Genomic DNA, 18,948 nt, shown 5'->3' with positions numbered 1-18,948 from the left:
GTGAGCGGTCATGCTGTATCCGCGTATTCCAAATCTCGTCAGTATCGTCATTACAAACTACAACAACGGAAGCTATATACAAGAATGCTTAGACAGTATCCGGAAACAAACCTACAACACCTACGAAATCATTATTGTGGACGATGCGTCGACGGACCATTCCAAACAGCAAATTCTGGAATGGATTGAGGATCACAAGCCGTCGGAAGGCTGTAATGCCTTGTTCCTGCCCCGAAACGTAGGCTTTGCCGGAGCTTTAACGATGGGCTTCTTTATGGCTAAAGGAGAATTTATCGCCGTCCAGGATTCGGATGACCTTTCGCATCCTGAGCGGCTGACCAGGCAGGTTGACTATCTGAGGCAGCACCCTCATATCGACCTTGTTGGTACCAACTACGCTATCTTTAAGGATCGCATACCGGATCATCCGAAGAAGGAGACTTGGATTCATTACGGCCCAAAAATTAGAGAGACGTATGCCAAGGGAGGTCACTGCGTCTGCCATGGGACCATTCTGTTCCGCGCCGCCTTATTCGATATCCTAGGCGGACCGACTAGAAGAATCAAGGGCGCTGAAGACTACGAGTTTATTGTGAAATTTCTGAATCATAAATCTCAAATCGAGAATTTGCCTGAGATCTTGTATTATTATCGGCTGCACCCTCAGCAAAGATCGCTTCAATTTTATTCTAAACAAAGGGGGGAGTAATCGATGAATGTCCTTATGGTTTTGGACAGTATGGCAAGCGGCGGAACCGAAACCCACGTACTGAGCATAGCCAAAAAGCTCAAGGGCTTGGGTATCCAAGTGGCCATTGTCGGGAATCCCGGCTCGTTTGAAGCCGTCTATAGTCGTTTTTTCAAAACGTATCTTACGGATTACGATTGGAGCAAGGCACCCGAACAAGAGTGGATCCGTAAGTACAAAGCCATCATGACCAAAGAGCGCATCTCTCTTGTTCATGTTCACCAGACGCCCTCGGGACTGCTGGCAGCCATTGCGGCGAAGGAGCTGGGGATTCCGCTCTTATTTACCGTGCATGGCACCTATTACCCCAAGGGTGAGCTCGTTCGGCTGTTACAGGAAGCGAGAACCGTCATCAGCGTAAGCAATCCGATTCAAGAATACCTTCAGGGTCTAGGCTTTGCATCCCAAGTCATTCCGAACGGCGTGGATATTGCCGAATACTCGCCAACGTCTGCCGATCCTGCTTTACGCGAACGCTTCGGCATCTCGAAGGATGCGTTCGTCCTCTTATATGTCAGCCGATTGGCCTGGCAGAAGGGGACGATTTGCAAAATGCTGCTGCGCGCCGCCAAGGGGCTTCATATCGCCAACCATACCCAGTTGGAGGTACTCGTGGTAGGGGAAGGTCCTCAATGGCCGGAAATCCGGGAGCTCTCCACCCGCATTGAACAATATCTGAACCGGAAGTTTATCCACTTGGTCGGACAAAGCACGGAAATGCCGGACTTTTACCGGATGAGCGATGCCGTCGTCGGCACCGGAAGAGTTGCGCTGGAGGCCATGGCATGCGGAAAGCCGGTGCTTGCCGCAGGTAATCACGGTTTTTTCGGCTGGGTGGAGCCCGGCGTTTACAAGCTGGCCTGGGATTGCTACTTTGGAGATCATCAGTCCTTGCGAAGCTGTACTCTCCCCTTGATGACGGAAACGCTGCGCAGAGGCTTGCATAATACAGCGCATCTCCATAAGGTAGGTCAGGCCGGACGTGACTGGGTGCTGGAAGCCTTCAACGCGGAGAATGTCAGCAAGGAAATCGTAAAGGTTTATGAGCAGGCAATTCAAGATGAAGGCAGGTTGATGGAATGAAGAGCATTTTATATTTAGGCTGGATCGGCTTCAATAATCTCGGTGATGAGCTCTTGTGGCGCGTCTTTGAACATAAGATGAAGCAATACGGCGAGGACAAGGGCCTTTGGGCGATTCCTTCCCTACCCGGCACTCCCTACAAGGAAGTAGGCAATTATGACGCTGTCGTCATGGGAGGAGGCTCGCTGCTCATCCCGGGATATATTGATCTGTTATATAAAGCCCTACAAGCCGGGAAACCGGTCATGGTATGGGGAAGCGGCTTCGATACGATGGAGAAGGCCGGGGCTGGAAGCTTCCCGACCTATTCGGCGGCCATGGCGGAGCAGCTGACTTCCATCGCCCAAGAAGCCGTCTACTTCGGCGTTCGGGGCCCTTGGACACATAAGGTGCTGGAGACCTCCGGTATTCCGATGGATCACGTTCGGATTAGCGGGGATCCGGGCCTGCTGCTTCGCCACGAACATTCGAACCGTCCGGCAGAGAAGACGATCGGCATCAACTGGGGAACGACCTATAACAAGCTGTACGGGGGCAATGAGCGGCACTTGGAGGATGAGCTTGTCCAATTTGCAAAAAAATGGATACGTGAGGGCTATCGAATCTATATTTATTCCATGTGGGGACCGGACCGTGAGCACAGCAGCCGGCTCGCCGCCAAAATCGGGAACTCGGACCGGGTGACTTTGGAAAACCGCCTGCTGAACGAACAAGAGGTCATGGAAACGATCTCGGGCTTTGAGTTCACCGTCAATTTTAAGCTGCATGCCAACATTATTTCCCACGCTGCTGGAGTCCCTTTCATCTGTTTGGGCTACCGCTTCAAATGCTTCGACTACGCGCAATCCGTTGGGCTTGCCAATTATATTGTCTCTACGGATGCTCCGGGTCTTCACTTAGAGCTTGAGAAGGTCTCCCTCCGTATCGGGGCCAACCGGAAAGCCATTATCGATAAGATGGCTCATTATCAAAGGATTTACCGGGAGAAGCTCGAGCAGCCCTTTCGGAATTCCGTTTGGTCATAAGCCCTTAAGCGTTTACAGCCGTTGGCCTATGGCTTTCGGGCTTTTTTTTCATATACTAATGCAAATGGAAAGGAGTGATATCCATGCTTCCTCCCTATGTGGGTATTCTCGTCAATGACCGATTGTACCACGGCATTCCATCGGGAAAAACCCATTATGAGGAAATCGCCTTATATGAGCAGTTCTGCGCCAAATTCGGCACGCAGCCCTGTTTCTTCCGGCTCCAGGATTACAAACGGGGAGCCGATGAACTGAAGGCGCTTGTGTGCCGTGACGGCAGCTATGTGGAGCAAAACATTCCTGTGCCCAAAGTCATTCATAACCGGGCTATATACCCCGGCAGGAAGGAAAAGAGGATGCTGGAGGCTTGGGCGGACAGAGGATATCAGCTCTTTAACCGCTGGAACCGATACGGTAAGCTGTATATCCACCGCTTGCTCTGGTCACGACGGACCCTGCGGCCTCATTTGCCCGAAACCATGCGCGCCACCAAAGAGAACATATTAGGAATGATGAGCAGCTTCAACGCGCTGATCATTAAACCCGACCGGAGCAGCATCGGCCGGGGCATCATGAAGCTTTGGCGAACGAAGAAGGGCTGGAAGCTTTCCTATCCGGCTGCCGCCAGCATCAGCAATACCACTTGGCATACCATTAGCTGGAGAGGCTTCAGGCTCCCCAAAGTGCTTCTGCGCAGAATCGGAAAAACCAAATATATCGTGCAGCAATGCTTGCCTCTCGCTGCCTACGAAGGTCGTCCCTTTGACCTTAGGGTGTCCGTCCAACGCGGGGCTAACGGAGAGTGGCAGGTTACGGGGATGATCGCAAGAGTGGCGGCGAAGGATGCTTTCCTTACGAACGTGGGGCAGGGCGGGACACCTTATCAGGTAGAGCCGCTTCTGCAATCCGTTTACCCCGATGGAAACGTGGATTGTCTTATCGCAGGGATTGAGCGGTTTGCGCTGGACGTGGTGCTTCTCCTCGGTAACAAAATGCCCCACCTTGCCGACCTGGGCCTCGATATCGGGCTGGATCAAGAAGCCAAACCGTTATTCATTGAATGCAACGGCAAGGATCAGCGTTACACGTTAAAGCAGGCCGGGCTGGTCGATGCTTGGAAAGCCACGTATGAGAACCCTATGGCTTATGCCAGCTATTTGCTGAAGAACGGCTCTTTCAATAAGCAATGAAACGGACTGCTCCCTCCGCTTCAGTCGCGCTCGGGGAACAGTCCGTTTTTTTAGTTGATATAGCCTACCGCATTCCAGTTAATCACGCCGCCGAGCTCCGGCGAGAAACGGGTTCTAATGATTTGTATCGTCACCGAATCCGTTTTCTTCTCTTTAATGCTGGCGTAACAAGCGGGATGGTCCGTCGTGGCAACAAGGGTGTACTGGACATCTGGAAAGGGCTCTTCAAGCGGAATCGTCAGCTCCATGCTTTCATCCTCCAGCTTGAGCTGGAAGGGACACAGACCGAACTGCTGAAGCACGGGTCTCCTTACCGTCTGAACGGGGATGAAGTTCAGCTTGTCGAGCCCTATGCTGCGGTCCTTCAGATGCCGCTCCTCAATAACCTCTGGCGGCAGCTTGGCGCCCGTTACACTGGCATCCGCCAGTTTAGCCTCCGTGACGGAACCGCCGGCCAGTTTGTCTGACGTTACCGAAGCTCCTGTAAGATGAAATCCGGACACCGCCCCTGGGGCCAGCTTTTTCCCCGTCACGGCTGCGTCAGCGATATGGTTTTGCGTAACGGACTCATGAGCCAGATGCACTCCGGTTATCGCCCCCTCCCGGATATGGCTTCCCCCTATTGCACCGGGCTTCACTTTTCTAGAGGTCACGCTCTCGTCGGCCAGCTTCTCCTGTATCACCGCCCCGTCCTTCAGCTTGTCGGCGCCTACGGCAGCGTTCGCCAGCTTCTCTTCACTTACGGCACCGGGTGCAAGCTTCTCCGGCGTGACCGAATCCTTACATAGGTTAATGCTCTTGATACAATCCTCCGCCAGCTTCTCGCCTGTAATCGTCCCTTCCTGCAGTTTATCGCCAGTGATGGAGCTGAAGGCAAGCTTCTCTCTGCCGACAGCACCGTCTTGAAGGTGATGCCCTGCAACGGCACCGGGTTTCAGCTTGCTGCCGCTCACAATGCCTTCGGCCAAGCTCTTCTCGGTAACCGCAGCTTCCGAGAGGTGCTCCTTGCCGACGGAGGCGATGCCCAGCTTCCGGGAGGTAATAGCCTCATCCTTCAGCTTTTCCGTCGTTACCGCTGCATCGGCAAGCTTCTCCGTGACCACCGAAGCGGGTGTCAGATGCTGTGTGGTGACCGCGGACGGTGCGATTTTATCCGAAACGATGGCTTCATCAGCTATCGTATCCGTTGTTACGGAGGAAGGAGACATATGCTCTGTCCGGACGGAGGAGGAGGACAGCTGTTCCGAGGTCACGGCCTGTTTGGCAATATGCCCGGCAAGAATAGCTCTATAAGCTATATGCACCGAATCGACGGAGCCTGCAACGAGATGAGAAGAGGTCACCGCATCCGCAGCCAGCTTATCCGAGGTAATGGCTCCATCACGGACATGTACGTTTAGTACGGCTTGAGGCCGAATGTGCCCGGCACCGATTTGATGATCGGAGATATGTTCGGCGATCACTGCCCCCCGGTCCAGATGCACCGATTGAATGACCCGGCTGCCGATGTGATCCGAGGTGACGGCAGACGGTGCGATTTTTTCCGAAACAATGGCTTCATCAGCTATCGTATTCGTTGTCACGGAGGAAGGAGACATGTGCTCCGTCCGAACGGAGGAGGAGGACAGCTGTTCCGAGGTCACGGCCTGTTCGGCAATATGTCCGGTAAGGATCACCCGCTCTGCTATATGCACCGATTCGACGGAGCCTGCACCCAGATGAAACGAGGTCACCGCATCCGCAGCCAGCTTATTTGAGGTGATAGCTCCATCACTAACATGTACGTTCAGCACGGCTTGAGGCTGAATGTGCCCGGCACCGATCTGATGATCGGAGATATGTTCGGCGATCACTGCACCCCGGTCCAGATGGCCCGATTGAATGACCCGGTTGCCGATGTGACCTGAGGTGACGGCAGACGGTGCGATTTTATCCGAGATGACGGCTTCGTCAGCTATCGTATCCGTTGTCACGGAGGAAGGAGACATATGGTCCGTCCGGACAGAGCAGGAAGCCAGCTGTTCCGAGGTCACCGCCTGTTCGGCAATATGTCCGGTAAGGATCACCCGCTCTGCTATATGCACCGATTCGACGGAGCCTGCACCGAGATGTGAAGAGGTCACCGCATCCGCAGCCAGCTTATCCGAGGTAATGGCTCCATCGCGGACATGTACGTTCAGTACGGCTTGAGGCCGAATGTGCTCGGCACCGATCTCGTTAGCGGAAATATGATCGGCGGTTACCGCGCCCCGATCCAGATGGCCGGATCGGATGACCCGGTAGCCGATGTGATCCGATCTTACGGCGCAAGGCGACAGCTTCTCTGAAGTGACTGACTGCTCGGCCAGCTTAGGGGTCGTGACGGCCTCGTCCGCCAGTATCCAAGTTTGTACAGCCCCCTCTCTCAGCTTCGATGTGGTTACCGCTTCGTCCGCCAGCTTGGCGGTGTCGATGCATTCGTTGGCCAATAACTCCGTATGAATTTCACCGATATGGATCTTATCCGCCGTAATCGACCGGTCCGCAAGCTTCTCTCCGCTGATGGACTGATCCGCCAGATGCTTCATCTGAATGGAGCCGTCCGCGATCTTGATGGAATCAATGATTTTGTCCGCCAGCTTCTCCGGGGTAATACTGCCGTCCTTCAGCTTCTCTCCCCCGATGGAGCCGTTCTGAATTTTATTTCCCGCAATCGAAAGATCACTAATGTGCTCGCTTGAGATGGACTCCAGCGCTATTTTGGAGCCCGCAACGGACCGGTCCGCAAGCTTGGATGAATCCACCGCGTAGTCTGAGAGAGCATGCGTCCCGATGCTGCCCGGTTTGATTTTGGTTGCATCGATCGAACCTGCGGCCAGCTTCTCCCTTGTGATGGCTTCATCGGTGATATCATCGGAGTAGATAAAAGGCTTCGGCCGGTTCGGCAGCCGGCGCTCCTTCACAAGCAGCAAGGGCTCGGACGGCTTCTTTTTCTCCCGATACCCGGCATCCCCCTTCTCGAGGACGACGACCGTTTCCATGGCAGGCAGTAGACTCGTTTGTTCCACCAATACCGCTTCGTGAATCCTGGCGACCGGCTCGACCGGCATCGGCTCCGGCTCCAGCACCGGCGGCTCCTTGCTCGGCATGGATGACCTGCTCTTAGGCGGCTCATCCAACCAGCTTAGTTCATTGATTCGCGAACCGAGCGTCCTTGGTTTTGTCGAAGAAGATTTTCTCCTTTTCTTCATCGGATTGCTCCTTCCATACACCTAGTTATTGGTAACATATGCATTTACCCAGGCAACAGTCACAGTTCATCCTGAAAAAAAAGGCTTCGCACCCAGCAAGGGTACGGAGCCTAAGCCTAATGTTATTTGTTGCCGATCGCAATCCAATTCAATATTCCGTTCAAATCCGACGAGAACTTGTTGCGTACGATCTGGACGACGGCATACTGCGGGTCCTTGCTTAGGACGACGGCATAACAGGCGGCATGATTCGTTGAGGCAACACAAACATAGTTCTCATCCGCGAAGGCTTCCTCCAGCGAAACTCGGATTTCTATCGATTGATCCTCCGCTTTAAACTCGAAGGGCACCAATCCATACTGCTGCAATGTTTTGGCCTTGACGGCCTGCACCGGTTGAAAATTCAGCTTATCGACGCCTACAGATCCCGCTGCCAGCTGATGGCCCGTCACCGCCCCTTGGGCCAGCTTCGCTGTCGTCACTGCGCTGTCAGCGATCGCTTCGGCAGCAATCGCACCCGTTTGGAGATGTGCGGCCCCGATAGAAGCCTCAGCAATTTTCTCCCCGGTGATCGCTTCATCCGCCAGCTTCGAGCCGGTAACCGCTCCCTCCGCGATATTAACGGTCATGACCGCTCCGCCTTGAAGATGAATGGATCGGATGGAGCCCGCTTTGATTTTACCGCCGGTCACACTTCCGTCTTCCAGCTTTCCTTCCGCGATGGCTCCGTTCGGTATCTTATCGCCGGTTACAGCACCCGCTGCAATATGATCACTTACAATTAATCCGTTTTGCAAATGAACAGCGGTGATCGCGCCGGCTTCAATCTTATCGCTCCCCACACTGCCGTCGGCAAGGATATCCCCGGCAACGGACCCTTTCTGCAGGTGGGCCGCTCCCACGGCGCCCTCCGCCAGCTTCGATCCGTGGACGCTGCCGTCTGCCAGCTTCGCTTGCGTTACCGTCCCATCCGCGAGAATATCACCTTGAACGCTGCCGCTTTGCAAATGAGCTGTTCCTATCGCTTCGGCTTGAATTTTTGTACCGTCTACACTGCCGGCTGCCAGCTTAGCGCCGGTCACTGCCTCTGGCGCCAGGATTTCTCCTGCAACAGCACCCGCTTGCAAGTGAGCCGGGCCGACGGCACCTTCAGCGAGCTTCGCACTCGTTACCGTTCCATCTGCGAGGACAGCTCCGGCAACGGCTCCGCTCTGAAGCTGTGCAGTCCCGACAGCGCCGGGCTCCAGCTTGCTGCTGCCGACCGACCCGTCCGCCAGCTTCCCTCCTGTGACAGCCCCGTCGGCCAGCACCTCCTCTGTGATACTGCCTTTCTGCAGATGGAGCGCTCCGATCGAGCCCGCTTCCAGCTTGCTGCCGCTGATGCTTCCATCCGCCAGCTTCGCACTGGTCACAGCACCGTCGGCCAGCTTGATCTCCGTGACCGCACCGTTCACAATATGGCGGTCACGGATCGATTTCGCAGCCAGCTTCTCCGCGGTTACGGCTCCTTCCTCAAGCTTGGAGGTTGTTACGGCTTCGTCCGCAAGCTTGCTGCCCGTGACCGCACCATCCTTGAGCAAATCGCACGAAACTACCCCAGGCTGCAGATGGCGGGCATCGATGAGGTTTGGCGCCAGATGCTCGGAGCGAATTGCCCCATGTGCGATCTTGCTGCCGGTGACGCTGCCCGTTGTAAGCTTCGATTCGCTAACGGCTCCGTCCAGGATGCTCTGGCTCGCTACCGCTCCTTCGCGGAGATGCTCCGTTCCGATAGCTCCCGATTGCAGATGCTTCGCTCCAACCGCCCCTAAACTCAGCTTATCGCTGTCCACGCTACCGTCGGCCACCTTGGCCCCGGTAACGGCACCATCAGCAATGACGCTATCGATTACGGCCCCTTTGGCCAAATGCTCGGAGCGGACGGCGTGCTCCTGCAGCTTATCAGCCGTCACGGCACGGTCCGCGATCTTGCCCGAAACAATCGCGCCGTCGGCCAGCTTCTCCGTTCGAATCGCTCCAGCTGCAATTTTGGTTTCGGTGATGGCCGCATCCTGAAGCTTATCGCTTGATATGGAAGCGTCGCATAGCTTCTCGGTGTTTACGGCACCGGAGGCAAGCTTCGACCCGGTTACAGTCCCATCGGCCAACAACACGCTCGTGACGGAGGAGACAACCGTTTCGACACTCTGCTGAATGCTTTGCTTAAGCTGATCGGCCAGCTTATGCTCCAGATGGAGTGCTGAGATCGTACCCGGAATGATATGATAGCCGGAAATGGACTCCTGCATAATATGCATGCCGTCAATGGTATTGTCCTTGATCTTATTGCCCGTAATAGCGCCTTCATCGATATGACTTGTGTTGACCGCCCCCGCGGCAAGCTTCGAAGAAGTGACCGAGTTATCGGACAGCTTCTCCTCGGTTACGGCCCCCTGTGCGATATGCTGAGTCCCCACGGCGTTCTTCCCAAGCTTATTGGAGATTACGGCCCCGTCCTGAAGCTTCTCTTCGGTAATAGCCCCGTTGACGACATGCTCCGACCCAATGACCGCCGCCGCAATGTGCTCGCTCCCCACTGCGGATTTCGCAATGTGGGCCGCGGTTATCGCTTCGCCGGCAATATGGCCCGTTTGGACAGCCGCCTGCTGCAGCTTACCGGAGGAAATGGCTTGGTCGGCGATGTGAATTTCCGTTACCGCTCCCAGGCTTAGCTTGGAGGACTCGATGGAGCCGCTGGACAGATGAACCGGCGTGATCGCATTCGGCGCAAGCTTTGAGGAAGTCACGCTTCCTTCGGACAGCTGCTCCTCGGTTACGGCCCCCTGTGCGATATGCTGAGTTCCCACGGCGTTCTGCCCAAGCTTACTGGAGGTTACGGCCCCGTCTTGAAGCTTCGCTTCGGTAATTGCCCCGTTGATGACATGCTCCGGCCCAATGGCCGCCGCCGCAATGTGCTCGCTCCCTACTGCGGATTTCGCAATGTGGGCCGCGGTTATCGCTTCGCCGGCAATATGGCCCGTTTGGACAGCCGCCTGCTGCAGCTTACCGGAGGAAATGGCTTGGTCGGCGATATGAATCTCCGTTACCGCTCCTGGGCTGAGCTTGGAGGACTCAACGGAGTTGTTGGACAGATGATCCGGCGTGATCGCATTCGGCGCAAGCTTTGAGGAGGTCACGCTGCCTTCGGACAGCTGCGCCTCGGTTACGGCCCCCTGTGCGATATGCTGGGTTCCTACGGCGTTCTGCCCAAGCTTACTGGAGGTTACGGCCCCGTCTTGGAGCTTCACATCGGTAATAGCCCCGTTGGCGACATGCTCCGACCCTATGGCTGTCGCCGCAATGTGCTCGCTCCCCACTGCGGATTTCGCAAGGTGGGCTGCGGTTATCGCTTCGCCGGCAATATGGCTCGTTTGGACAGCCGCCTGCTGCAGCTTACCGGAGGAAATGGCTTGGTCGGCGATATGAATATCCGTCACCGCTCCCGGGCTGAGCTTGGAGGAGCTCACCGCACGAGGAGACAAGTGGTTCTCCCCCACCGAACCCGCCGCCAGGTGCTGACTGACAACCGCATCCTTCGCCAGCTTGGAGGAGGTAACCGATGCATCCTCGAGCTTATCGGTCGTTACAGCCCCATCCGCCAAATGCTCTGTCGCAACCCCCTCATACTCGATATGTTCGGATAGAACGGCACCATCCGCAATGTGATGCGACAACACCGATTCGAAAGCCAAAATATCGGAAGTAACCGCTCCGTCGACGAGTTTGCTGGTCACTATGGAGTTGTTGGCTATCTTGTCTGAGGTAACGCTCTGACCGGCCAACTGACGATTGCTTACACTGCCGTCAGCAAGTTTATCCGATGTTACCGCCCCAGATTGGATATGCCCCGAAGCGATAGAGCCTGGAGCAAGCTTCTCCGCGGTTACGGCCCCAGCACTTAATTTGGAAGTGATCACTGCGCCGTCGGCCAGCTTCTCTTCGGTGACTGCTTGATCCGCCAGCTTCTGCGGCAAGACAGCTCCGTCAGCCAGCTTCCCGGCATGAATGACTTGATCTGCAAGCTTGCTTGCCGTCACAGCGCCATCGGCCAGCTTATTCTCCGATACAGCCTCGTCACGCAGCTTCTCCGCCGTTATGGAATCATCGGCGATCTTGGCCGTATCAACGGATGCATTGGCCAGATGAACACCCTCTATAGCTCCGCTTTTGATTTTATCCGAGGTGACCGCTTGGTCCTGAATGAGCTCCTCCGATATCAATTGCTCGGATAAATGCTTAGCCTCGATCGACCCCTCGGCTATCTTAACGGAGTCAATGATCTTGTCAGCCAGCTTCTCTGACGTAATGCTGTTGTCGAGCAGCTTTTCTCCGGGAACCGATCGGTCGATCAGTTTGCTTCCCGCAATGCTTTGGTCGCCGATATGCTCGTTTATGATGGAGGAACGTGCAATTTTCTGCTGGGTTACACTATGGTCTGCCAGCTTAGAGGTAACGATGGCAAAATCTACGATGAGCGGAGCTGTAATCGTGTTCAGCTTGATTTTCTCCCCGCTGATCGCCCGGTTGGCAACCTTCTCCTGCGTAATCGCCGCATCGGATATATCATCGGTATAGATAAACGGCCCTTGCTTCACAGGGAGCTTACGGGTAAGCAGCTGTTTCTTATTCGGATTGGCTTCAGGTTCCGAAGTGATTTCCGGCAGAGGAACCGGCTCCAGGACCGGCTGCTCCATCAGCTGAGTAGAGGCGGCACGCGCTTTTTCTTCTTCTTCCACTTGGCTCCGGGGAAGTGCAACGTCGGGCTCTTCAACCGTATCTTGCGGCACGATGATATCATAGGTTGGCGACTTTATTTCATTTGCATCCAGATAATCCAGGAAACTAAGCTCATTGATGTGACTTGATTTTTTTGTCCGAGACGGCTTTTGTGCCCATATTTTTTTTTTTTGCCTTTTCATAGACGACTCCTTCCAAATACTAGTCATTTGCAACATATGCAATGACTTGCCTATGGGCTACTTTTCCCGGTCAATTTGGGCTTAATAGACGACTTTATCTGACCGTAACTCCTGCTCAGCTCCCCCATCCTTCGGGCGACGGTTTGATCCTGAAGCACTTCCAGCAAGGTCGGAGCCAAATTACGTTCCAGCAGCTCCGGCGAAATCAGCCAACCCGTCCTCCCGTTCAGGATCCATTCATCCATGGCGTCGAGGCGTGGCGCGACAACGGGAACACCGTAATTCCGGGCAGCCCGGATACTCTCCTCATCCATTGACAGCAGCACAATGACATCGGCAAGCAGGTACCAGCCGGTGGACTCGACCGAGGGAATGCCGGGAATATGCCAAACATAGCCGTAAAGCTCTTCGGCCAAGGCTTCCCTCAATTTCCGGATGTGCTTTATCACCGATGGCTCTCCGTTAATGATAAGCAGCCGAGCCTTAGGCTCGAGTGAGACCACTTCCAGCATCGACTCGTATAAAAGGCTTAGCTTCTCCTCTGAGGGGTCCATCCCCCTATACAGAATGATCTTTGCTCCAGTCAAACCGAGCTGGTCCAATAACGCCTTCCTTTGAGCTTCTCCCGTTAAGGTCCACCTCGATTCAAACAGCTCTCTGTCTAGCACCCCGAGCATCTCCTTCCGTTTGAGCCTTTTATGTATCGTATTCAACCTGGGAAGGCAGGGTACTATGAGCGGCTCTCCACTGCACTCATTTTCGGCACAAAAAAAGCCCTCCAGCCTTCGAGGACCCTCTCACACAAGGATGTCGCCGTTTATTGGGCATCCTTTTCGCGATGAAATTTAAATTTGCCGTAATCGACCACCACGATTTCTTTAGCTTTGATACCGAGATTCCCCCAATTCGGTCTCCCTTCATAAATATCATCCGCGATAATACCTACGTCCTCAAACTTCTGTTTAAGCTCTGCAACTTTACTGATATATCGTGTCTCCCTTGGGAGCTTTTCCGCTTTTTCCACAATGATCCAGCCCTTTCCTCCCTTCTTAACCTTAACCAGATGATACCGGACGGATTGAGGGGAGTTTTTATATATATGCTTTTCGATTTGGTTACTTACGATTCCCTGCTTGCACGTTGCCACCTTGAGCACATAGCCGTCGTCCATTTCATAAACAATCCGATAATTTCCTATACCAAGAACCTTGTAGGACAGCTTCAGTTTCTTCTCCGCACGCAGCCCTGCTGTTCTCCCTTTTTTATAATCTTTTCTTTTTACCCGTTTGATCCATTTGCGGATAGCCGATTTTGTGCTGCCGTCCAAATACTTGCTTGCCATGGTACCCCCTCCTTCTACTAGTCTTGATTCTAGTATATGTACAACCCATCCATTTAGTTTGTATGATTTGGCAGCAACAATCCAAATTCCGCAAATCGATGACAAAGGCAATAAAATACGGCCCATAGAGATTGCCTCCATGGACCGCTGTCATGAATTTATTCCCACGGAAACGTCGTGGTCAGTACATCCGCAAATTTCTTGCTTTCTTCCCTCCGTTGTCTGCGCATGTCAGCGCGGCCTACGGCCGTCTCATGCAGCCGGATCTCTTCCGCTGATTCCGGTACAACGCGAGGCACCGTCACCGGCTTTTTATTCTCATCCAACGCGACGAAGGTCAAGAAGGAGGTGGCGGCAATGTCCCTTACCCCGGTCCGCAAATCCTCGGTGATCACCTTCACGAACACCTCCATGGAGCTTCTGCCGGTCCAGGTCACGAATGCCTCCAGACAAACCGAGTCCGTCGTTCTCACCGGTGCAAGGAAGTCGACCGAGTCCGTGGACGCGGTCACAACGGAGCATCGGCAATGCTTGGAGGCGGCGATCGAGGCAATATCGTCGATGTACGCCATCAGCTTGCCGCCGAACAACGTATTGTGATTATTGACGTCTGTCGGAAAAATACGGGCGGTTTTGTAGCAGCGCGATTCTCTTGCATAACGTTGTTCCATCATTATTCTCTCCCTATTCTTGTATGTACCCCCGTTACTTGCTCCCCATAGCAGTGAACTCGGGATGCCACTCACAGCTCACCGTGTGGTCGTTCACCATTCCCGTCGCCTGCATAAAAGCGTAGCAGATCGTTGAACCGACGAAGGTGAAGCCCCGTTTCTTCAAATCCTTGCTCATCGCATCGGATTGCGCGGTCGTAGCGGGAACCTCCTGCAGCGACGCCCATCGGTTCTGAATCGGCTCCCCGCCGACGAACCGCCAGATGTAGCGGTCGAAGCTGCCGAACTCCTGCTGCACCCGAAGAAAGGCCTGCGCATTCTGCACTGTGCCCCGCACCTTCAGCTTGTTGCGGATAATGCCCGGATCCTCAAGCAGCGCTTCCAGCTTCGCCTCGCCGTAGCCGGCCACTGTTGCCGGATCAAAGTTATCGAACACCTTGCGATAATGCTCCCGCTTCTTCAGCACCGTAAACCAGCTCAGCCCCGCCTGCGCCCCTTCCAGCGTCAGCATTTCAAACAGCAGGCGATCGTCATGCACCGGGCGTCCCCACTCCTCGTCATGATAAGCGATATATAGCGGATCCCCGTTCAGCCACCCGCACCGCTGTTTTCCGTCCGTCTCACACATCCTTGTTCTCTCCTCCTTTATCTCCAGTCGTGCCATACAGCTCGGCCAGCTCCCGAACGGCCTCCGTTATGGAAGCCTTAAGCTCCTCCGGAGCCGCGACCCGGACCGATGCGCCAAATCCCAGCAGCAATTCCAACGCATACTCCTTCGTCTCCAGATCGGCGACAACACGAATACGTCCCTCCGGATCGGTCTTGTCCGACACTTCCAGAACCGTGACATACCTTGCGTAGCGCAGCCTTCGAAGGACAGCCTTGTTTACGAAAAGCACCGCCTTGTAGCTTGGCAGCTTCTCCTTGAATTCCGCGATCCACCGTTTCCAGTATTGCTCCAGATCGAAGCCCGCCGGCCGGTGGAACGTTTCCTCCAGCACCTCTGCCGCAGCTATCCTGGATACCCGGAAGGAGCGGAGCTCGCCTTCGGCCCCGGCGGCAACCAAGTACCAGGCGGTTCCCTTCGCCACCAAACCTAAAGGATCGACAACCCGCTCTGCGCGCTCATGCTCCTCATCCCGGCGGCGGTAATCGATGCGCAGCCGTTTCTCCTGCCACACCGCCTCCTGCAGCAGCGGGAGCAGCGGCACGGTTTCCGCTGCGTCGTACCAGCCGGCCCCGTCGACGTAGATTCGCTGCCTCGTGAATTCCGCGTCCGGCAAAGAGCCTGCGGGAAGCGCCGCGAACAGCTTGCGCTGTGCCGATTCGGCCGCTTCCCCTAAGCCGAGCTCCGTAAGACGCGCGGCGGAAGCGCCGGGCACGAACAAGCTCCGGATCTCTGTGCGGGTAAGGCCGGTCAGGTTCGTGCGATAACCCTCTGGCAGCCGCCAGCCGCCGCCGTTTCCCCGTTCGGCGTAGAGCGGGATTCCCGCTGAGGCGAGTGCCTCCATGTCGCGGTGCACCGTTCGCTCGGAAACCTCCAGCCGCTCTGCGAGCTGACGCGTGGTCATGCGACGATGTACTTGCAGGAGCATCAGAATGGATAGTAAACGATCCGCCCGCATGAGCCTCTACCTCCCTCCAAATGGAACTCTTCCATGCCACTATACCCGTCTAATATGACAATCGTTGTCATTATTATTGGATAAACTGAGTTTGTAGTCAATCGATTTCATTCCATCATCAGGAGGTTTTTTTTATGAAACAGCCATTGCAAGGCAAAGTAGCCGTAGTTGCCGGAGCGACACGCGGAGCCGGCAGGGCCATTGCCGTTACCTTGGGCGAGGCGGGAGCAACCGTGTATGTTACCGGCCGCACCACCCGCAGCAGCACCTCGCCGATGCAGCGCCCCGAAACGATCGAGGAAACGGCGGAGCTCGTGACGAGCCGCGGCGGCCGCGGGATCGCCGTGCGCACCGACCATACGGTGGAGAAGGACGTCAAGGCCCTGTTCGAGCAAGTGACGAAGGAACAGAACGGTCAGCTTGATATTCTGGTCAATGATCTGTGGGGCGGCGATCCTTTAACGGCTTGGGACCAGCCCTTCTGGGAGCACTCTTTGGCGAACGGGCTCCAAATCCAGCGCCAAGCCGTGCACTCCCATATGATGACCAGCTATTACGGCACGCCGCTCATGGTAGCCCGCAAGCGGGGACTGATCATTGAGATTACCGATGGGGACAGCTACAGCTACCGCGGCAATCTGTATTACAGCCTTGCCAAAATTTCCGCCATTCACTTAGCGGAAGCGATGGCGGCCGATCTGAAGCCGCACCGGGTGACCGCCGTCGCCTTGACCCCCGGCTTTTTACGGTCGGAGGCGATGCTTGAGCTTTTCGGCGTCTCAGAGGCCAACTGGCGGGATGGGGCGAAGAAGGATCCTCATTTTATCGCCTCCGAAACGCCTTACTACATCGGCAGAGCCGTGGCAGCCTTCGCGGCAGCCCCTGACGTCTCCGCCAAAAGCGGACGCGCTCTAAGCACCTGGGAGCTTTCGGACGAATACGGCTTCACGGATATTGACGGAACACGTCCGCACTGGGGACGCTATTATGCCGAGCATGTACTGAAGCTGTAACCGTCCCGCCGCCCCTTGCCTTCTGAAACCAATGTTGCTCCTCTTCGTATGCCGCGATATAATCTTTTTACAGGTAGATAAGGGGTGGCGGTATGGATGATCGTTTAACGGTTTATGAGCAGCAGATCCTCAAGCAGCTAAGCCTCTGGGAGCACGAGCTTCTTCGTCCTCCGGGATTTCTGGAGATTACGTCCAAGGCGGTCTCAACGCGGATTAACAAGGTCATTCCGGAGAAGGTTCACGAGACGATTACAGGCGCGGTGAAGGGCATTGTGCAAACCTCATTGTTCAGCATGGATTACATTCCGAAGAGCGAGCCCCTCCGGGAAGGGAGCCTGGCGATCCGGGACAAACGCGCAGAGGAGCTCATCTCGCTCTACAAGAAAATCGCCGCCGCGGAAGGAGCGGGAACCGGAGCGGGCGGCATTTTGCTCGGGCTTGCCGATTTTCCGATCCTGATCGGCATCAAGATGAAGCTGCTGTTCGAGCTGTCTCATGTGTACGGGCATTCCACCCGGGATTACCGGGAGCGGTTGTATTTGCTGAACGTGTTCCAGGTCGCCTTCTCCAGTCAGAGCAAGAAGGCCGAGATGCTTCGCCATATTCATGACTGGCCGGAGACCTCCGCCTCCCTTCCTTCAGCCGATTCCTACGTGCACCACATCGACTGGCGCCAGCTGCAGCAGGAATACCGGGACACCATCGATTTTCGCAAAATGCTGCAGCTTGTCCCCGGCATCGGAGCGGTTGTCGGCGCTTGGGCGAACTACGGCCTGCTCGATGAGCTGGGTCAGACAGGGATGAACTGCTTCCGGCTTCGCTGGCTTCAGCAAGCCTCAAGCCGGGAACCCGGGCCCCGTGGCCCCGGCTGGCTCAAATAAATGGAGGAGTTGAACATCCCATATGAAAATAAGCAAACAAAACGCCGAGCATTATATTTGGGGAGCCGCATGTGACGGCTGGCATCTAGTGAAGCAGCCGGAGCTGAGCGTCATTCACGAGCGCATGCCCGCCGGCACCGCCGAGGTGCGGCATTACCACAAGCAGTCCCGCCAATTTTTCTTCGTGCTCTCAGGTACGGCTGAGCTGGAGCTGAATGGCTGCGCCATCATCCTCGGCCCGCAGGAAGGCGTCGAGGTGCCGCCCGGCGTCCCGCACCAAATGAAAAACGCCTCGGATACCGAAGCGGAATTTCTTGTGATCTCCCACCCGCAGACGCGAGGCGACCGTTATGAAGCGGAGCCGGTTTAACCGACCGGCCTCTTGCGCATCATTTTCTCCGGCTCCCGTGCGAAGCCGTACTGCTCATACAGTCCGTGCGCATCCCGTGTTCCTAACAGCCCGGACAAGCCTTTCAATTCTTCCGAGTTGACTATAGCATCGACGAGCCGCTTTCCGATCCCCTGTCCGCGGTAAGCTTCATCCACATAGACGTCGCATAAATAATACATCGTAGCATAATCCGTCACTACCCGGGCGAAGCCAATCTGCTTCTCCCCCTCATACACGCCGTAGCAATGCGATGTCTCGATGGAGCGCCGGATCGCTGCCTCTACCCGCTTATCCGCCCAATAGCTCCTCGCCAAGAAGCCCAGAATCGTTTCTACCTTCAGCTTTGCTTTCTCGTCGCTGATGACATACGCATCAAACCGGATCTCCATCCTTAACGCCCCCGTAGTAAAGAGTTTTAAATGGTATCATATACCAGATTTCAAAGAGAGACAAGATCTTTCTATACAGCGCAAAAAAGCCCCCGCCACAGCCATTTAAGCTGCGCAGGGGCTACTATTATTTTACCAAGTGACAAATCCCTTGGAGCCGACACCAGGGTTCGTAATCAAGTCGGTGACCGGCACTGTATAGGCTACGAGAATCAGTACGACCAGCACGCCGACCCACAGTCCCCAGCGCTCGAAGATCGCAGGCGTCTTTTCCGCCGTGTCGCTAACCTCTGCAATTGGGAATTCCTCTTCACCCACAGGCGCTCGGAACAAGAGCACGATGTTGACGATCATCAGGATGACGCCGATGAACAGGATCGTACCGCCGATGGCCATCGCCAC

Annotated in this window: 15 protein-coding genes and 1 pseudogene; 7 read left to right on the top strand and 9 right to left on the bottom strand. The window is 55.3% G+C overall.

From position 1 onward, the window contains the following. The first annotated feature begins 10 nt into the window (after positions 1–10). The 4 genes from QMO62_RS00080 to QMO62_RS00065 all read left to right on the top strand — a co-directional run bounded on the left by QMO62_RS00080 (position 11) and on the right by QMO62_RS00065 (position 4,046). Positions 11–709, top strand: coding sequence for a glycosyltransferase family 2 protein (locus tag QMO62_RS00080; protein ID WP_284637708.1), 699 nt, complete (start codon positions 11–13; stop codon positions 707–709). A 3-nt stretch (positions 710–712) separates the two neighbouring features. Beyond that, the gene (locus QMO62_RS00075) at positions 713–1,831 is read left to right on the top strand and encodes a glycosyltransferase (protein ID WP_284637706.1); all 1,119 of its coding nucleotides are present in this window, start codon (positions 713–715) and stop codon (positions 1,829–1,831) included. Next, positions 1,828–2,856, top strand: a complete 1,029-nt coding sequence (locus QMO62_RS00070) for a polysaccharide pyruvyl transferase family protein (protein ID WP_284637704.1) — start codon at positions 1,828–1,830, stop codon at positions 2,854–2,856. Before QMO62_RS00075 ends, QMO62_RS00070 begins: the two co-directional genes overlap by 4 nt. A gap of 83 nt (positions 2,857–2,939) precedes the next feature. After that, on the top strand, positions 2,940–4,046 hold the full coding sequence (locus QMO62_RS00065; protein ID WP_284637703.1) for a YheC/YheD family endospore coat-associated protein: 1,107 nt from the start codon (positions 2,940–2,942) through the stop codon (positions 4,044–4,046). Between the two features lie 50 nt (positions 4,047–4,096). On the opposite strand, the gene QMO62_RS00060 is transcribed toward QMO62_RS00065, so the two are convergent. The 7 genes from QMO62_RS00060 to QMO62_RS00030 all read right to left on the bottom strand — a co-directional run bounded on the left by QMO62_RS00060 (position 4,097) and on the right by QMO62_RS00030 (position 15,872). Then, positions 4,097–7,276 (bottom strand): WIAG-tail domain, encoded by a 3,180-nt coding sequence (locus QMO62_RS00060; RefSeq protein ID WP_284637702.1) that lies wholly within the window; start codon positions 7,274–7,276, stop codon positions 4,097–4,099. 122 nt (positions 7,277–7,398) lie between these two features. Next, positions 7,399–12,234: a WIAG-tail domain gene (locus tag QMO62_RS00055; protein WP_284637701.1), complete on the bottom strand. Its 4,836-nt coding sequence runs from the start codon at positions 12,232–12,234 to the stop codon at positions 7,399–7,401. A gap of 50 nt (positions 12,235–12,284) precedes the next feature. Continuing rightward, on the bottom strand, positions 12,285–12,902 hold the full coding sequence (locus tag QMO62_RS00050) for a glycosyltransferase (RefSeq protein WP_284637699.1): 618 nt from the start codon (positions 12,900–12,902) through the stop codon (positions 12,285–12,287). A gap of 149 nt (positions 12,903–13,051) precedes the next feature. Continuing rightward, positions 13,052–13,702, bottom strand: a complete 651-nt coding sequence (locus QMO62_RS00045) for a hypothetical protein (protein ID WP_284637697.1) — start codon at positions 13,700–13,702, stop codon at positions 13,052–13,054. A 32-nt stretch (positions 13,703–13,734) separates the two neighbouring features. Then, positions 13,735–14,247, bottom strand: a complete 513-nt coding sequence (locus QMO62_RS00040; RefSeq protein WP_284637696.1) for an acyl-CoA thioesterase — start codon at positions 14,245–14,247, stop codon at positions 13,735–13,737. Positions 14,248–14,281: 34 nt separating this feature from the next. Further along, positions 14,282–14,875 carry a DNA-3-methyladenine glycosylase I gene (locus QMO62_RS00035; protein WP_284637694.1) on the bottom strand — a complete coding sequence of 198 codons (594 nt, stop codon included), beginning with the start codon at positions 14,873–14,875 and terminating at the stop codon, positions 14,282–14,284. Continuing rightward, positions 14,868–15,872: a helix-turn-helix transcriptional regulator gene (locus QMO62_RS00030; RefSeq protein ID WP_284637693.1), complete on the bottom strand. Its 1,005-nt coding sequence runs from the start codon at positions 15,870–15,872 to the stop codon at positions 14,868–14,870. Before QMO62_RS00030 ends, QMO62_RS00035 begins: the two co-directional genes overlap by 8 nt. Positions 15,873–16,006: 134 nt before the next feature. On the opposite strand from QMO62_RS00030, the gene QMO62_RS00025 reads away from it, so the two are divergent. The 3 genes from QMO62_RS00025 to QMO62_RS00015 all read left to right on the top strand — a co-directional run bounded on the left by QMO62_RS00025 (position 16,007) and on the right by QMO62_RS00015 (position 18,136). Further along, positions 16,007–16,885 carry an SDR family oxidoreductase gene (locus QMO62_RS00025; RefSeq protein WP_284637691.1) on the top strand — a complete coding sequence of 293 codons (879 nt, stop codon included), beginning with the start codon at positions 16,007–16,009 and terminating at the stop codon, positions 16,883–16,885. A gap of 92 nt (positions 16,886–16,977) precedes the next feature. Continuing rightward, positions 16,978–17,766 (top strand): EcsC family protein, encoded by a 789-nt coding sequence (locus tag QMO62_RS00020; protein ID WP_284637689.1) that lies wholly within the window; start codon positions 16,978–16,980, stop codon positions 17,764–17,766. A 22-nt stretch (positions 17,767–17,788) separates the two neighbouring features. Then, positions 17,789–18,136, top strand: coding sequence for a cupin domain-containing protein (locus QMO62_RS00015; protein ID WP_284637687.1), 348 nt, complete (start codon positions 17,789–17,791; stop codon positions 18,134–18,136). Here the strand turns inward: QMO62_RS00015 and QMO62_RS00010 are convergent. Both QMO62_RS00010 and QMO62_RS00005 read right to left on the bottom strand, forming a co-directional pair. Further along, entirely contained in the window at positions 18,133–18,546 is a 414-nt protein-coding gene (locus tag QMO62_RS00010) for a GNAT family N-acetyltransferase (RefSeq protein WP_284637685.1), read from the bottom strand. The genes QMO62_RS00015 and QMO62_RS00010 overlap by 4 nt on opposite strands. Before the next feature lie 132 nt (positions 18,547–18,678). Next, a pseudogene (locus QMO62_RS00005) lies at positions 18,679–18,948 on the bottom strand (cytochrome C); the annotation flags it as partial.

This window comes from Paenibacillus silviterrae, assembly GCF_030167925.1.
Lineage (GTDB): Bacteria > Bacillota > Bacilli > Paenibacillales > NBRC-103111 > Paenibacillus_G > Paenibacillus_G silviterrae.
This window is presented reverse-complemented; position numbering and strand designations above follow the sequence as displayed.

What these genes read in the sequence shown, in the direction of transcription:
- QMO62_RS00065 (WP_284637703.1), top strand. Translation starts at nt 2,940, where the DNA reads ATGCTTCCTCCCTATGTGGGTATTCTCGTCAATGACCGATTGTACCAC.
- QMO62_RS00060 (WP_284637702.1), bottom strand. Translation starts at nt 7,276, where the DNA reads ATGAAGAAAAGGAGAAAATCTTCTTCGACAAAACCAAGGACGCTCGGT.
- QMO62_RS00055 (WP_284637701.1), bottom strand. Translation starts at nt 12,234, where the DNA reads ATGAAAAGGCAAAAAAAAAAAATATGGGCACAAAAGCCGTCTCGGACA.
- QMO62_RS00040 (WP_284637696.1), bottom strand. Translation starts at nt 14,247, where the DNA reads ATGGAACAACGTTATGCAAGAGAATCGCGCTGCTACAAAACCGCCCGT.
- QMO62_RS00020 (WP_284637689.1), top strand. Translation starts at nt 16,978, where the DNA reads ATGGATGATCGTTTAACGGTTTATGAGCAGCAGATCCTCAAGCAGCTA.
- QMO62_RS00045 (WP_284637697.1), bottom strand. Translation starts at nt 13,702, where the DNA reads ATGGGCCGTATTTTATTGCCTTTGTCATCGATTTGCGGAATTTGGATT.
- QMO62_RS00030 (WP_284637693.1), bottom strand. Translation starts at nt 15,872, where the DNA reads ATGCGGGCGGATCGTTTACTATCCATTCTGATGCTCCTGCAAGTACAT.
- QMO62_RS00080 (WP_284637708.1), top strand. Translation starts at nt 11, where the DNA reads ATGCTGTATCCGCGTATTCCAAATCTCGTCAGTATCGTCATTACAAAC.
- QMO62_RS00025 (WP_284637691.1), top strand. Translation starts at nt 16,007, where the DNA reads ATGAAACAGCCATTGCAAGGCAAAGTAGCCGTAGTTGCCGGAGCGACA.
- QMO62_RS00035 (WP_284637694.1), bottom strand. Translation starts at nt 14,875, where the DNA reads ATGTGTGAGACGGACGGAAAACAGCGGTGCGGGTGGCTGAACGGGGAT.
- QMO62_RS00015 (WP_284637687.1), top strand. Translation starts at nt 17,789, where the DNA reads ATGAAAATAAGCAAACAAAACGCCGAGCATTATATTTGGGGAGCCGCA.
- QMO62_RS00010 (WP_284637685.1), bottom strand. Translation starts at nt 18,546, where the DNA reads ATGGAGATCCGGTTTGATGCGTATGTCATCAGCGACGAGAAAGCAAAG.
- QMO62_RS00070 (WP_284637704.1), top strand. Translation starts at nt 1,828, where the DNA reads ATGAAGAGCATTTTATATTTAGGCTGGATCGGCTTCAATAATCTCGGT.
- QMO62_RS00075 (WP_284637706.1), top strand. Translation starts at nt 713, where the DNA reads ATGAATGTCCTTATGGTTTTGGACAGTATGGCAAGCGGCGGAACCGAA.